This is a genomic window from Hoeflea sp. BAL378, assembly GCF_000759435.1.
Taxonomy (GTDB): domain Bacteria; phylum Pseudomonadota; class Alphaproteobacteria; order Rhizobiales; family Rhizobiaceae; genus Hoeflea.
Genome location: NZ_JRJG01000048.1, coordinates 1 through 15468 on the forward strand (window position 1 = coordinate 1; position 15468 = coordinate 15468).

11 protein-coding genes and 1 tRNA gene are annotated in these 15468 nt (G+C 64.6%); 2 read left to right on the forward strand and 10 right to left on the reverse strand.

Annotation, left to right across the window (positions count from 1 at the left end; translation table 11 throughout):
- Nucleotides 1-864: 864 nt before the first annotated feature.
- The 9 genes from LL06_RS27290 to LL06_RS12445 form a co-directional block, all read right to left on the reverse strand.
- Nucleotides 865-1626, reverse strand: coding sequence for a hypothetical protein (locus LL06_RS27290; protein ID WP_152599585.1), 762 nt, complete (start codon nucleotides 1624-1626; stop codon nucleotides 865-867).
- 90 nt (nucleotides 1627-1716) lie between these two features.
- Nucleotides 1717-5520 (reverse strand): vitamin B12-dependent ribonucleotide reductase, encoded by a 3804-nt coding sequence (locus tag LL06_RS12410; protein WP_035527029.1) that lies wholly within the window; start codon nucleotides 5518-5520, stop codon nucleotides 1717-1719.
- Between the two features lie 722 nt (nucleotides 5521-6242).
- Nucleotides 6243-6782 carry an NUDIX hydrolase gene (locus LL06_RS12415; protein ID WP_052161493.1) on the reverse strand — a complete coding sequence of 180 codons (540 nt, stop codon included), beginning with the start codon at nucleotides 6780-6782 and terminating at the stop codon, nucleotides 6243-6245.
- Between the two features lie 176 nt (nucleotides 6783-6958).
- A complete protein-coding gene (locus LL06_RS28405; RefSeq protein ID WP_161784972.1) occupies nucleotides 6959-8665 on the reverse strand; it encodes a methyl-accepting chemotaxis protein in 1707 nt (568 codons plus the stop codon).
- On the reverse strand, nucleotides 8662-8994 hold the full coding sequence (locus tag LL06_RS27665; protein ID WP_035527032.1) for a hypothetical protein: 333 nt from the start codon (nucleotides 8992-8994) through the stop codon (nucleotides 8662-8664). Before LL06_RS27665 ends, LL06_RS28405 begins: the two co-directional genes overlap by 4 nt.
- Before the next feature lie 156 nt (nucleotides 8995-9150).
- Nucleotides 9151-10404, reverse strand: coding sequence for a TCR/Tet family MFS transporter (locus LL06_RS12430; RefSeq protein WP_081963942.1), 1254 nt, complete (start codon nucleotides 10402-10404; stop codon nucleotides 9151-9153).
- A 14-nt stretch (nucleotides 10405-10418) separates the two neighbouring features.
- On the reverse strand, nucleotides 10419-10916 hold the full coding sequence (gene gpt, locus LL06_RS12435; RefSeq protein ID WP_035527035.1) for a xanthine phosphoribosyltransferase: 498 nt from the start codon (nucleotides 10914-10916) through the stop codon (nucleotides 10419-10421).
- Between the two features lie 216 nt (nucleotides 10917-11132).
- Complete coding sequence (locus tag LL06_RS12440) at nucleotides 11133-11975, reverse strand: universal stress protein (protein ID WP_035527038.1); 843 nt, start codon at nucleotides 11973-11975, stop codon at nucleotides 11133-11135.
- A gap of 114 nt (nucleotides 11976-12089) precedes the next feature.
- Nucleotides 12090-12857, reverse strand: a complete 768-nt coding sequence (locus tag LL06_RS12445) for a competence/damage-inducible protein A (RefSeq protein WP_035527130.1) — start codon at nucleotides 12855-12857, stop codon at nucleotides 12090-12092.
- A 224-nt stretch (nucleotides 12858-13081) separates the two neighbouring features.
- Here LL06_RS12445 and wrbA point away from each other — a divergent pair, with 224 nt between their 5' ends.
- On the forward strand, nucleotides 13082-13681 hold the full coding sequence (wrbA, locus tag LL06_RS12450; protein ID WP_035527040.1) for an NAD(P)H:quinone oxidoreductase: 600 nt from the start codon (nucleotides 13082-13084) through the stop codon (nucleotides 13679-13681).
- A gap of 131 nt (nucleotides 13682-13812) precedes the next feature.
- A tRNA-Leu gene (locus tag LL06_RS12455) sits at nucleotides 13813-13899 on the forward strand.
- Nucleotides 13900-13963: 64 nt separating this feature from the next.
- Here the strand turns inward: LL06_RS12455 and LL06_RS12460 are convergent.
- Nucleotides 13964-15466, reverse strand: coding sequence for a methyl-accepting chemotaxis protein (locus LL06_RS12460; protein ID WP_081963943.1), 1503 nt, complete (start codon nucleotides 15464-15466; stop codon nucleotides 13964-13966).
- Nucleotides 15467-15468 lie beyond the last annotated feature (2 nt).

Here is a 15468-nt window from a genome sequence, read left to right on the forward strand (position 1 = left end):
TGAGGGGAGGTCGGAGAAGCGAGCGCCAGCGAAGCTGATCCGGGTGGGGGTAGTGAGCGCTCCGCGAGGTGTGGAGCGAGCGGCGGCTACAGAACCCCCACCGGCTCTGCCCGCCCTTCGGGCGGTCAATCGCCGTCCTGCGGACCCCCTCAAGGGGGAGGCAAGGCGGCTGCCTGTTGCCCGACCCCCTCACCAACAAAATCTGCGACTTGGCCCTGCGGTCCAAGACCGCGATTTTATATCCTCTCCCACGAGGGGCGAGGAGAGGGTGACGCGGGGTTTGCGGTCCTGCTTCTCCCATCGTGGGAGCGCAATTTCAACACCTTAGGGCGGCCAAGTGCTGGAAATTGCAGGTGAGGGGGATGGTGGGTATCCACCCGACTCCGCGCGTCCGGGCATTTCTGGGACCCGTCATGCCGGACTTGATCCGGCATCCAGCAGGCGAGCGTCCGCGAGCCGGAAGAGTCTCTCACCGCGCCGACGCGCGGTGGCTGGACCCCGGCTCAAGGCCGGGGTGAAGGAGAAGAGGGATTTCGGCCTGTGATGCGGCATCCACCTCCCCCTTGAGGGGAGGTCGGAGAAGCGAGCGCCAGCGAAGCTGATCCAGGTGGGGGTGATGATCCATCCGCGAACTCCGGAGTGTGCGGCAACTGCGGTACCCCCACCGGCTCTGACCGCCCTTTGGGCGGTCAATCGCCAGCCTCCCCTCAAGGGGGAGGCAGGGCGGCTGCCTGTCACCCGCCCCCCGCACCAACAAAATCTGCGACTTGGCCCTGCGGTCTAAGACCGTGATTTTGGATCCTCTTCCTATTGAGGAGAACAAGCAATTTCAGGATCTTAGCGTCGATATGCTAGGCCTAGAAATTAAAAAGGGATGTCATCATCGGCGTTGGGCTCCGGTGGCGAGCTTGTACGAAGCTCTATGGACTGCACGTTATCAGACACCCATGTCCAACCTTCTTCTGTTGGCTTGCAGACCTCGAACTCCTCATTATTATTCCATCCGCTTTCGATCCCGCTTGAGATAAGACCAACAGACAGCAGTTTTTGAATTGCCAAATTGCCCGCTAGGCCTGTGAATCCAGCCTTGTTAAGCAACTCTTTGAGGCGATAGACGGATAATGTATCATTTGAACCGTCCACCTCTGTGGCAATTGTGACAAGAGCAGCAATCTCGTGATCAGCCAAGCCTGCGCGTGGTTTGGTCACTGCATCAATCTGAAGTTTTTGTCTATTTTTATTCCGTTGTGACACGTGAAGTAGCTTCTCGGTAATTCTATTCTTTAGATCGTTAAAATCGCTCAGAGATTCATTTTTGTATTTAATAATTGTTCGATGTTGAACGTCAAACGGAAATTTAACTCTTTCGCTAGAGCATATCATTATAACAGGCTTATCAGATGCTATAGCGAATCCCAATTCATACCAAACATTTGCGTTATCTTCAGTGATTTCTGCTAGGCAAATTTCAGATTCTCTAATTCTTTGTTCGATGTCTTCTATTGGAATCTCGACTGAAGGATCTTTATCTACACGGTAGGCATGGAAGCCTGCTTCTTCTATTGCTGGCTTGAAAGTGTCTTTAAATCGTTTGTCATATCGACCGCCGTCAAATGGTTGAATCACGAAACAATTTTTTGGCATAGACATTGACCCAAAATTGGCCCCGCCAGTTACGGCGGGGCTCCGTATGGTTTCACTTATAAGCTCTTTGCCTCAGCTACACCCGCTCGTCGCCCCGCACGTGTCGCACTTCTCGCAGGTCCCGTTCCGCACCATGGTAAAATTCTGGCACTCCGAGCACATGTTGCCCGTGTAGCCCTGGGCCAGAGACTTGGCGCGGCGGGCGGCCGCCTTGGCCTTGGCGTCGCGGGCCTCGGCGTCGGCCACGTCGGTGAACAGGGCCTGGGCGTCCTGCTCGACCAGCGCGATCTCGGCGGCCAGCACCTCGGCGCGTTCCTCGTAGTCGCGCTTGAAGGCGACCGCGCCGTCGTTCGCCGCGGTTTCCGGGTCGGACTTGACGGCCAGGTTGCCGGAGCTCTTGGTGGCGAAGGAGGCGGTGATCACCGAGGCGCCCGAGGGGGCCTTGGCGGGAGACGCCATGCCCTTGGGCTCGGAGGCGCCGACGGAGCCCGCGACGCTGGCGCCGGTGACGACCTTGAGCGAGGCGCCGCGGGTCAGGCCCTTGGAGAAGGGCTGCGCCTTGCCCTCGGAAATGCCCTTGCCGAGCGCGGTGTTGCCGAAGTCTGAGGTGTCGACATGGGCGAGGTCATGGCGCGAGAGATAGGACACCGCCAGTTCCCGGAAGATGTAGTCCAGGATCGAGGTGGCGTTCTTGATCGCGTCGTTGCCCTGCACCATGCCGGCCGGCTCGAACTTGGTGAAGGTGAAGGCCTCGACATATTCCTCGAGCGGCACGCCGTATTGCAGGCCGAGCGAGATGGCGATGGCGAAATTGTTCATCATCGCGCGGAAGGCGGCGCCCTCCTTGTGCATGTCGATGAAGATCTCGCCGAGCCGCCCGTCGTCGAACTCGCCGGTGCGGAGATAGACCTTGTGGCCGCCGATCACCGCTTTCTGGGTGTAGCCCTTGCGGCGGTTGGGGAGCTTCTCGCGGTCGCGGTAGAGCCGCTCGACCACCCGCTCGACGATCTTCTCGGTGACCTGCACGGCCTGGGCGGCGGCGGGCAGGGCGGCGAGCGCCTCGATGGCGTCATCCTCGTCCTCGTCGTCCTCGATCAGCGAGGCGTTCAGGGGCTGGGAGAGCTTGGAGCCGTCGCGGTAGAGCGCATTGGCCTTGAGCGCCAGCTTCCAGGACAGCATGTAGGCGTTCTTGCAATCATCCACGGTGGCGTCGTTGGCCATGTTGATGGTCTTGGAGATGGCGCCCGAGATGAAGGGCTGGGCGGCGGCCATCATGCGGATGTGGCTGTCGACCGAGAGGTAGCGCTTGCCGACCTTGCCGCAGGGGTTGGCGCAATCGAACACGGGATAGTGCTCGACCTTCAGGTGCGGCGCGCCTTCGAGCGTCATCGCTCCGCAGACATGGATGTTGGCGGCCTCGATGTCCTTCTTCGAGAAGCCGATCGCCGACAGCAGGTCGAAGGAGAAATCGTTCATCTGATCGTCGGTGAAGCCGAGCACGTCCTTGCAGAACTCTTCGCCCAGCGTCCACTTGTTGAAGACGAACTTGATGTCGAAGGCCGCCTTGGTGGCGCCGTTGATGATGTCGATCTGGGCGTCGGTGAAGCCCTTGGCCTTGAGCGAGCCGGGATTGATGCCGGGCGCCTGGTTGATGTTGCCGTGGCCAACCGCATAGGCCTCGATCTCGGCGAGCTGGGCTTCGGAGTAGCCGAGCGTGCGCAAAGCCTCGGGCACCGCGTTGTTGATGATCTTGAAGTAGCCGCCACCGGCGAGCTTCTTGAACTTCACAAGCGCGAAATCGGGCTCGATGCCGGTGGTGTCGCAATCCATCACCAGGCCGATGGTGCCGGTGGGGGCGATGACGGTCGCCTGCGCGTTGCGGTAGCCGTGCTTCTCGCCCAGTTCCAGCGCCTTGTCCCAGGCGGCGGTGGCGTGCTTGACCAGTTCCGGATCGGGGCAGTCGCCGTGGATCAGCGCCACCGGGTTGACCGAGAGGCTCTCGTAGCCCGTGGTCTCGCCATGGGCCGCGCGGCGGTGGTTGCGGATCACCCGCAGCATGTTCTTCCTGTTGTCCTTGTAGCCCGGGAAGGGGCCGATCTCGGCGGCCATCTCGGCGGAAGTTGCGTAGGATACGCCGGTCATGATCGCGGTCAGCGCGCCGCAGATGGCGCGGCCTTCCTTGGAATCATAGGGAATGCCGGTGGTCATCAGCAGGCCGCCGATATTGGCGTAGCCGAGGCCCAGCGTGCGGTACTTGTAGGAACGTTCGGCGATCTGGTGGGACGGGAACTGCGCCATCATCACCGAGACCTCGAGCACGATGGTCCACAGCCGCACGGCGTGTTCGTAATCGGCGACGTCGATGCGCTTGGTGGTCGCGTCCTTGAACTGAAGCAGGTTGAGCGAGGCCAGGTTGCAGGCGGTGTCGTCCAGGAACATGTATTCCGAGCACGGGTTGGAGGCGCGGATCGGGCCTTCGGCCGGGCAGGTGTGCCAGTCGTTCATGGTGGTGTTGAAGTGCAGGCCCGGATCGGCAGAGGCCCAGGCGGCATGGCCGATCTGTTCCCACAGGTCGCGCGCCTTCAAGGTCTTCATCACCTTGCCGTCCTTGCGGGCGGTCAGGTTCCAGTCGCCGTCGGTTTCAACGGCGCGCAGGAAGTCGTCCTTGATGGAGACCGAGTTGTTGGAGTTCTGGCCCGAGACGGTGAGATAGGCTTCCGAATCCCAATCGGTGTCGTAGGTCTTGAACTCGATGTCGGTGTAGCCCTGGCGGGCGAACTGGATGACGCGCTTGACGTAGTTTTCCGGCACCTGGTCGCGCTTGGCGGCCTTGATCTCGCGCTTGAGCGCGGGGTTCTGCTTGGGGTCGAAACAGGCGTCGTTGTCAGCCTCGCAGTTGATGCAGGCCTTCATGATCGCCTTGAGGTGCATCGCCACGATCTTGGAGCCGGTGACGAGCGCCGCCACCTTCTGCTCTTCCTTGACCTTCCAGTTGATGTAGGCCTCGATATCGGGGTGATCGATGTCGACCACCACCATCTTGGCGGCGCGGCGGGTGGTGCCGCCCGACTTGATGGCGCCCGCGGCGCGGTCGCCGATCTTAAGAAAGCTCATCAGGCCCGACGATTTGCCGCCGCCCGACAGCTTCTCGCCTTCGCCGCGCAGATAGGAGAAGTTGGAGCCGGTGCCCGAACCGTATTTAAACAGACGCGCCTCGCGCACCCACAGGTCCATGATGCCGTTCTCGTTGACGAGATCATCCTCGACCGACTGGATGAAGCAGGCATGCGGCTGCGGATGCTCGTAGGAGGATTTCGACTTGGTGAGCTTGCCGGTGAAGGGGTCGACATAGAAATGGCCCTGGCCGGGGCCGTCGATGCCATAGGCCCAGTGCAGGCCGGTGTTGAACCACTGCGGACTGTTCGGCGCCACGCGCTGGGTGGCGAGCATGTAGGCGAGCTCGTCCATGAAGGCGCGGGCGTCATCCTCGGAGGTGAAGTAGCCGCCCTTCCAGCCCCAGTAGGTCCAGGTGCCGGCGAGCCGGTCGAAGACCTGGCGGGCGTCGGTTTCCGAGCCGTAGCGCTCGCCTTCGGGAAGCTCGGCCAGCGCCGCCTCGTCGGCGGTCGACCGCCACAGCCAGGACGGGACCGAATTCTCCTCGACCTTCTTCAGCCGCGCCGGAACGCCGGCTTTGCGGAAATATTTCTGCGCCAGGATGTCGGCCGCGACCTGGCTGAACTGCACGGGCACGTCGATGCCGGCCAGGCGGAAGACGATCGACCCGTCCGGGTTCTTGATCTCGCTCGTGGCCTTGCGGAATTCGATGTCTGAATAGGCGGACTGGCCATCCTTGGTGAACCGACGTTCAATGCGCATTGTCTTCCTCTTTTAAATCTCTCGGTCGGCCGCAGTCCTTGCGTCTCGACAATATCTCGTCCGCAGGCCGCACACTCATTGCGCAGCCAGTTTGATACTCGGTCACTCGATGTGATTCCCGCTCTGGGGAAATCCTCTATCTTGTGGTCAGGATCGCTGCAAACACTAAATATAGTATTAACAGCTTCTTACCACCAGCCCCTTTTTCGCTGCGCCGGCTCTTTTCAGAGCCGGGACACGCCCCTCCGATCACCGCGCAGATCTGCACAGTGTCAGACGTTTTCACCCGGAAATGTCAGGAATTGACTGGCCTCGAAACTCTCCAGCCGCGCCGCCGCCGCAACGTTGATCCTATAAGCAGCGACTCGGTTGCGTGCGTCAAGAGGTTGACTGTGACGGATTCATGTACACCACATCTAGTGGATCCGGATTGTGGAAAACGAGGACAAAGGCGGTTTTAACCCGATCTGCCATTGCCGGGGGATAAACCCCTGAATCCCAAGGCGTTGAGGCGGGGCGCTGCCCCATTCTGGGACGCCCGGCGGCAGGGTCGCAAACGGGACGGAAAATCTGACGGGTGAGAACTGATGCCGGGCGTGGCGCTGCCGGATCAAATCCCTCGCGGCGACATTGGAGGGACGCAGCCGCACCGGCCGGGCGGCGCCGTGGACGCGGATCCAACATTGCGGAATTTGGGATGGGATGTGGACGAAGCGGTGAGGTCAGGCGGCCTTGAGCATCTTGAAGGCGTCGCGGATGACGTCCTTCAATCCCTCTTCGCCGATCAGGCCGATGGCGCTGGCGACGGGGAACCATTTGCGCCGGCGCTGGTCCCGTTCGGGCCACTGGTCCCTCAGCTCGATCAGGCTGACCAGATAGACGTCGACATCGCACAGCGCGTCGCCGCGCCGGGTTCTCTGCTTGACGTAGCGGTAGTGGCCCACCGGGCCGCCGGGCAGGACGTCGCCAAACACGCCGGCCTCTTCCCAGGCCTCGCGGATGGCCGCGGCCGGGCCGTCCTCGTCGCTTTCGATCCATCCCTTGGGCACGATCCAGCGGCCGGTGTCGCGGCTGGTGATCAGCATCAGCTCGCGCGAATCGCCCGAGCCGCGGAACACCGCGGCCGCGGCTTGGCGCTTGGGCTTGCCGCGAAGGCACGAGTCCGCGTCACCGGGTTGCCTGAAGAGATCCAGCAGGGTCTTGATCCTGTCAAAAGCGGTAATAGTCAGCGAATCGCCTCCTGCGATCAGGGTTTCATGCAAGTATGACAGTTTTGATACAGCATTGCAGAGCCTTTGGCCGACAGCCTCTCAGGGGCGGGAGGACCGGAGCATGCAATACTAACCAGATATAGTCGCCGGGCGCCGTTCTTCAATCGGCGGGCGGCAGCAAAACCATCCTACCACTGTCGGGCAGCGATGCGAAGCTCTGGCAGGGCTCAGAATTCGTCCCATTGCGGGGCCACGGCGGCCGCGGCGTTGCCGCGCGCGACCGCGCCGCCGCTCCGCTGGACAGGGGAACGAGAGGCATGGGCCGCGACAGGCGCGGCGGTTCCGGGCGTCGAGATCAGATGCGGGGTCTCGCCGTCATTGACGTTGAACACCGCCAGCTTCGCGACCAGGCCATCGGCATTGCTCGCAAGCTGGCGGATGGAGTTGGTCGCCTCGGACACCAGGCCCGCGTTCTGCTGCGTGCCCTTGTCCATGGTGGAGACGGCGGCGTTGATTTCCGAAATGTCGCTGGCCTGGTCGCGCGCGGTGTCGACGATCTTGCCGATGTAGTCGTTGATGGTCTTGACCTGTTCGCCGATCGAGCGCAGCGCGTCGCCGGCCTGGTTGACCAGGGTCACGCCAACGTCGACCTGGCTCGAGGAGGTGGCGATCAACGTGTTGATCTCCTTGGCGGCGCTGGCCGAGCGCTGCGCCAGTTCGCGCACTTCCTGGGCGACGACGGCAAAACCCCTGCCTGCCTCGCCGGCGCGCGCGGCCTCGACGCCGGCATTGAGCGCCAGCAGGTTGGTCTGGAAGGCGATGCCGTCGATGACGCTGATGATCTTGCTGATCTGGCGCGAGGAGTCCTCGATTTCCGCCATGGCGCCGACTGCCTTTGCGACGATGTCGCCGGAATGGGCCGCGTTGCGGGTGGTCTCGTCGACGAGGCGGCCGGCTTCCCCGGCGCGCTGCGATGCGCTCTGAACATTTTCCGTGATTCGCCCGATGGCGGCGGCGGTCTGCTCCAGCGAAACGGCCTGCTGCTCGGTTCTCTGGGAAATGCGCTCGGCGTCGCTGCTGGCGCTCTTGGTGCCCTCGCGCATGTCGAGCGCCGAACGGCCGAGCTCGGCCACCGTGCGTTCGAGGGTTTGCATGGAGGTGTTGAAATCGACCCGGAGCTTTTCGAGCGAGCCGTCGAACGGCTCGTTCAGGCGGAAGCGCAGGTCGCCGCGCGCCAACTGGTCGAGGCCGCGGCCGAGCGCGTCGATGGCGAAACGCAGACGGTGATCGTCGCTGGCCCGTTCGGCCTCGCGGCGGCTGGAATCCTCCATGTTCTGCTTCTGCGCCTGTTCGGCGCGAAGCGTCATTTCGCTCGCCCGCTCGGTGGCGGCGCGGCTTTCCTGCATGGTCTCCTCGTTCTGGGCGAAGGCCTTGGCGAGCGTATGGCCCAGCGCCATCAGCGCGCCAGCCTCGAGGATGAGAATCACCGCATGCAGAACCACCCGGCCGAGGTCGGAGGAATCGGGAAACACCGCCGCCGGCAGCACGAAGAACAGCAGCAGGTGATGCACGGCGGTAAGGCCCGCGAAGGCGATGATCGGGCGCCAGCTCACCCAGGAGGCGCAGATCGCCAGGCTGGCGAAGAAATACATGTGCATGTCGATCTGCAGCGGCGAACCGGAGAACGCATAGACCAGCAGCGCCACGCTCGCCGCGTGGGCGAGCGCCGTGGAGATCTGCGTGGCCGTGCCGATGCGGTCGCGCCACCAGGTCAGGGTCGCGACGCCGGCGATGGCCGTGCCGCCGCCAAGCACGATCACCGGATCGGCGCTCATGCCCCACCAGAAGCGCAGGCCCATCATCAAGAGGTTGATCCACAGCAGCGCCACGATGGCGATGGCCGCACGGGTGCGAAGCGAGGTCATGTAGGTCATGAAGGCGAACTCCTGCAAAGGAAGGCTAAACTTCCATCGAGCACCAGCACAGCGCCGGACTTGAACAATCGGTAGGTGAAAAAGGGTTCGCTCGAATGGGCGATGGCGGCGTAGGGCGCGCCGGTGCCGTTGAGGATCGATCCTCCGGCCTGGGCGATCACCTCGACCACGCGGCCGGGTTCGCTCCAGGGCGAGACGAAGACCAGCGCCCGTCCATCCCGCGGCGTCATGGCGGCGGCCGAAAGCACAATGAGGATGACTGCGAGATTGATGCCGACGATCCGGACCTGCCTGGATAGTCCGCCCGAAGATGACGACGCCTGCTGCATGAACTGATCGATCCGCGAAATGGGAAAGCCGCATGCCCGCCGGGAGGCTTGTCGTGGCTGAAGTCATCCCAGCCGCTCGTTCAGTTCCGAGCAGCCTTTCATGCCATGAGTGTCGATAAGGGAAGGTTAATGATGCCTGTCAAAACCCGCCGGGCGTCACAGGCTCGTGCGGGCGCGGCGGAAGACCAGGAAGGCTATCAAGAACAGCACCGCGCCGATCAGGAACCAGGCGCCGGGGAGGGGCGCGAGGGGTGCCGGCCCCGAGACATTGGCGAGAACCAGATTGGCGACGGCCGGGGCGATGATGATGACCAGGCTGTTGACCGAGGCGATGGCGCCTTGCAGCAGGCCCTGCTGGTTGGCCGCCACGACCTGCGAGGCGAGCGACCGGAGCGCCGGTTCGGCCAGCGCCGCGCCGAGGATGAAGGAGCCCACCAGCGGCAGCGCCAGGAGCCCGTTGTCGACCAGCGCGAAGGCGAAGAGGCTCGCTGACGCGAGCAGGTAGCCCGCGCCGATGACCGGCGGTTCGCCGCAGCGGGCGACCGCGCGCCCGACCAGGCCGCCCTGGACGATGATGTACATGAGGCCGACGAAGGCGAGCGAGAAGGCCGCCTCGCGGATGCCCCAGCCGTAGCGGAAATCGGCGTAGAGCACCCAGATGCTCTCGAGCCCGCGCTGCGCCAGGAAGACCAGGAAGAAGCAGACGAGAAACGGGGTCAGCCTGGGCAGCCGCGTGAGCAGGCCGAGGGCGGCGAAGGGATTGCTCTGCCGCCAGCCCGCGAGCGGCCTCCGGTTTTCCTTGGGCAGCGATTCGGGCAGCACGCAATAGCCGAACACCACGTTGAGCGCGACGAGAACGCCCGCGACGAAGAACGGCAGGTGGATGTCGATCTCGCCCAGCACGCCACCCAGGAACGGCCCGATGACGAAGCCCAGGCCGAAGGCCATGCCGATGAAGCCGAAATTGCGCGCCCGGTTCTCGGGCGTCGAGACATCGGCGACATAGGCGCTGGCGGTCGACACGGTGGCGCCGAACACGCCCGAGACCAGCCGGGCGGCGGCGATCCACCACAGGGTGGGCGCCAGCGCCATCAGGAGATAGTCGAGCGCCAGGCCCGACTGGGCGATCAGCAGCACGGGCCGGCGCCCGTAGGCGTCGGAGAGATTGCCGATCAAGGGGGAGAAGGCGAACTGCGCCAGCGCGTAGATGAGGGCGACGGAGCCGTTGTAGAACGCGGCCTCGGAGATCGAATAGTCTCCGACCGCCTGGATCAGCTTGGGCAGCAGCGGGAAGGCGAGGCCCACGCCCATCATGTCGATGGTCACGACCAGGAAGATGAACAGCAGCGGACGCGACGCGCCGCCCGGACCGGCGGCCGGCGCGGCGGACGGATCGTCCGGGGCCGTCACGGCCCGGCCGCGGCTCAGCCGCGGGAATCCTTGGCGATGGGTTCGACATAGGCAAAGCCCATGTCCCAGGGGAAATAGATCCAGGTGTCCTGGCTCACTTCGGTGACGAAGGTGTCGACCAGCGGCCGGCCCTTCGGCTTGGCGTAGACGGTGGCGAAATGCGCCTTCGGCAGCATGGCGCGGACGATCGCCGCAGTCTTGCCGGTGTCGGTGAGATCGTCGACGATGAGCACGCCTTCGCCCTCGGTTTCGAGAATATCGGCGTTGATCTCCTTGAGCACCTTCATGTCGCCCTGGGTGACATAGTCGTGGTAGGAGGCGACCGAGACCGTGTCGATGCGGCGGATGTCGAGCTCGCGTGAGATGATGGCCGCGGGAACCAGGCCGCCGCGGGTGATGCAGACGATCGCGCTCCAGGCCTGCCCGGTGCCGCTCAGCCGCCAGGCAAGTGCCCGCGCATCGCGGTGGAACTGGTCCCAGGAGACCGGAAAGGCTTTGTCTGGAAGAGACATGGCGGATGTCCTTGGATGGGCGGCGCGACGGCAGCGGTTTGCACGGTTGATCGCGGCAGATAGCCGAAAACCGGTGTCAAGTGCAAGTCGGCCCGCGTCCGGCTAGGCGGGACCACGGACCGGATCGGGGATCCGGCCCGGACCGGCAAAGGCTCCGCGGCCACGGGCCCGGTTGCGCGTTTCCGGCGAACGGCCTCCGCAGGTCCGCCCGGACCCTTAGCGCGACATCAGCACCGCCACCGGCGCTTTTTCGAGGAAGGCGCGGGTGACGCCGCCGAACAGCCATTCCCTCAGCCGCTGATGGGTGTAGGCGCCCATCACCACGAGATCGGCATTGCTGGCCGTGGCCTGTGCCATGATGGCCTGGGCGGTCGAGCCGGTTCCCTTCGAGGTCGTCGTCACATTGGCGTGGATGCCGTGGCGCGACAGGCAACTGGCGATGTCGGCGCCGGCGAGGGGCGCGTCGATGTCGGGCAGCCTGTCGGCGTCGACGATGACGATTTCCACGGCCTCGGCAGCCTTGAGCAGCGGAAGCGCGTCATGGGCGGCGCGGGCGGCTTCGCGCGAGCCGTCCCAGGCGATCAGGATGCGGCGGATCGGGGCGGCGAGCGCGCCGCTGGGCGGCAGGAACAGCACCGGGCGTCCGCCTTCGAACAACAGCGCCTCGATGTTGCTGGCCATGTCCTCGTTGGCGGCGCGGTCGGGCTGGCGCACCACCACGAGATCGGACGACCTGGCGCTCACCAGCGCCGAGACCGCGCTGTCTCCGCCGGGCGAGCGCACCGGCCGCCATTCATGCGACAGGCCGGCCTTCTCGCAGGCCTTGGTGAAGGCGTCGCCGACTTCGCGCATGCGCGTTTCGGCCTGTTCGTAAAGCGCTGCGATGGTGGTGGCGTCGGGCACGTCGATCGGCGCGGAAAGGACCACGAACTGGGAAGGTTCGCCGTGACAGCCGATCAGATGGACTTCGTTGCCCGCGGCAAAACCGGCAACGGCGTCGGTCACCGGGGCGACGTCGGCTTCGGTTGCAAGGACGGCGAGGATCGTATGATAGGCCATGGGGATCTCCTTTGGGCGCTCCCGGGACACCGGGCCCGGAAGTCCACAATGCTGTGCGGCTCACGCCAGCGCATTGATCCTTGTCAAATCGGTCCGGGCGTCAGTCCGGGCGTCTCAGACCGCGGCCGTGCCGAGTTTTTGCGCGACGCTCGCAAGCATCGCCTCGATGTCCCGCCGGGCTGCCTCGATCAAGTCGCGCTCGCGGCCGCGGATGACGATCTCGGTGGAGAAGCCGGCGCCGGAAAAGCGCGGATAGGAGCCGATATTGACATCGGGGTGGGCCTTGGCGATCAGGCTCAGCGGGTCGCCGATGTCGCCCTCGCCAAAGGGACAGCTCACTTTCTCGGACAGGAGTTTGGTCCCGGTCTTCAGCGTCGGCAGCACATTGTCGAGCATGGCCTGGAACACCGACGGCACGCCGGCCATGACATGCACATTGCCGATGATGAAGCCCGGCGCGCGGGAGACCGGATTGTCGATGTGGCGGCTGCCCAGCGGCATGCGGGCCATGCGCTGGCGCGCCGGCGTGAACTCGAGGCCGCGCTCGGCGTAATGCGCGCCCAGCAGCGCCAGCGCGTCCGAGTCGTGGTCGCAGGGGACGCCGAAGGCGGCGGCCACCGCGTCGGCGGTGATGTCGTCATGGGTCGGGCCGATGCCGCCCGAGGTGAAGACATAGTCGTAGCGGGTGCGGAGCGCGTCGAGCGCCTCGACGATCCGCTGCTGGTCGTCGGGGACGATGCGGACTTCCTCGAGCGCGATGCCGGCGGCGGTGAGCATCTCGGCGAGATGGCCGATATTCTTGTCCTTGGTGCGGCCCGAGAGCAGTTCGTCGCCGATCGCCAGCGCGGCTGCGGTCACGGTCAAGGTGTCGGGCTCGCTCATGGTCATGTCCTTTCCGGGTCTTGCCCGGACGGCATCGGGCGCGCTCCGGGCCAGAATGGATAGACGGCTTTCGCGGGGCTGCGCAAGCCTGCGCCGGGGATTAAATAACGTGCCGATTTGTGAACAAACCGTGCTGCGTTAGCTCACTATCATTGAACAACGAACCGCTTATGTGTTGCCTACCGTCCGCTGCGATGCGGCAAAGCAACACGAAGGAGAGCGACATGGCCAAGATTTTGGTGCTGTATTATTCGAGCTGGGGCCACATGGAAACCATGGCGAAAGCCGCTGCCAAGGGTGCCGCCGCCGGCGGCGCCGAGGTGACGCTGAAGCGGGTGCCGGAGCTGGTTCCCGACTCGGTGGCCGAGCAGTTCCACTACAAGATGGACCAGGACGCGCCGGTCGCCGACCCCGCCGAACTCGCCGATTACGACGGCATCGTCTTCGCCGTGCCGACGCGCTACGGCATGATGGCCTCGCAGATGAAGAATTTCCTCGACCAGACCGGCGGCCTGTGGGCCTCGGGCGCGCTGGTCGGCAAGGTCGGCTCGGTGATGGCCTCCTCGGCCACCCAGCACGGCGGCCAGGAATCGACCATCCTGAGCTTCCACACGGTGCTCCTGCACCACGGCATGCTGATCGCAGGACTGCCCTACACGTTCCAGGGCCAGATGGGCGTCGGCGAAGTCAAGGGCGGCTCGCCCTACGGCGCCACCACCATCGCCGATGGCGACGGCTCGCGCCAGCCTTCGGCCGTCGAGCTCGAAGCCGCCGAATTCCAGGGCAAGCGCGTGGCCGAGATCGCCGCGAAGCTGGTCGCCTGAACCGCGTCACCGGTCTGCTCCATCAACGAACACTCAGGCTCCGCGGCATTCACCGCGGGGCCTTGTTTATGCACAGGCCGGGGGCAGGGCCTTGCCTGCCGGCGGAGGGTGGGCTACCGACTGTCTGACGTGCGGACGTGGCGAAACTGGTAGACGCAAGGGACTTAAAATCCCTCGGCCGCGAGGCTGTACGGGTTCGATTCCCGTCGTCCGCACCAATTTTGGCTGTACCTCGCCGCCCGCCCAACCCAAGGCTTTGATTCCCTCTTGCCTGCAGACGGTTCACACGTTGATCTTGAAGCCGATCCTCAAGCCGCCCCAATGCCTTCCGCCGACCTTGATCGGGGCGGAGAGATCCTTCATCAGGCTGTATTTTCCGCCGCCCATATCGCGGCGGTAAGTCTGCAGCAGGAACGGCTTGGTGTTGCGCCCGGCGGCGAGCCCGGTGCGGTCGTTGAAGATGCGCCGGTTGCGGCAGTTGCCGGCGTTCCATACCGGATCGGCGCTTTGCGGCTTGGAGAAGACGTGGTTGTGGGTCGGCAGGTAGCCGTTGCGGTCGACCGCGGCGCAGAAGGTGACGCGCGGGTCGAAGCCGAGCATCGCCTCCTGGATCGGCGGCAGCAGGCGATCGGTGTGGCGGGTGAAGCGGGTCATGTGCTGCTGCGGATCGGTGCCCGGCAGTGGCTGGTAGTGTTCGTCAAACAGGTCGGCCATCGACAGCGCGCCGGATCTGACGGCCTCCTCGAACAGGGCGCCCACTTCGTGGGCCCCGGCGATGCACGCGCGGATCAGCGGCGTGTCCTCGGTCTCGATGCCGCTCTGGGCGACCTCGCCGATGACGTTTTCCGAGAATGACACCAGCCGGTCGATCTTGGCGCTGGCCGAAGTCAGCATCTGGGCGCTGTGATGCACCTGGGTGTCGAGGTCGGAGACCTTGGCGAGCACGGTCGTGCAGGCCCTCGTGGTTTCCTCCACCGGGGCGCTGATGCGCTCGATCTCGGTGATCATGCCGGCGACGCTCTCGCTGAAGCCGGTGAACTTGCGCAACTCCTCCTCGATCTCGGTCGAGCGCTGGCAGGCCAGCGTTGCGACGGCCTCGTTGGCGGCGTTCTGCTTCTGCAGCCTGTCGACGGTTGAGCGCAGCCCCTGCAGCCGCGCCACCATGTCGCGCGAGACATTGCCGGTCTTGTCGGCCAGTTGCTTGACGGCCTCGGCGACCACCGCGAAGCCGCGGCCGGCCTCGCCCGCATGCGCCGCCATGATGCCGGCATTGACGGCCAGCAGTTGCGTCTGGGTGGCGATCCCCTGGATCGCTTCCAGGAAGGAATGGATCTCCTTGATCTGGACCGAGACAGAATCGAGCACGCCGGTGATCTCGGTGGCGTTCTGCGCCATCGACTTGATGTCGGAGACGGCGTTGACGAGGATGCCGTTGACGCTCTGCGTGGTGGTGTCGAGCCCGGTCTGGGTGGACCGCGCCGACACGATGGCGCCGTGCGAGGCCTCGGCGACGGTCTGGTTGGAGCGGGCGATCATCGAGATGTCGCGGGTCAGCGCGTGGAACTCGTCGGCCTGCCGGGACATCGATCCCGACACGTCGCCGATCATGCCGTTGGTGTCGGCGATATTGACCGACAGCTCGCCGATCTGCGAGCCGATGACACTCATCGCCCGGGCAAGCCTGGCCTGGTCCTGGTCCGGGGCCTGGGCGGAGCGCGCGTCTGCCGGTCCGGCATCCGGCAAGTCCTCCGCGCCGTCGGCAAAAGATACCTGCAATGCGTGCATGG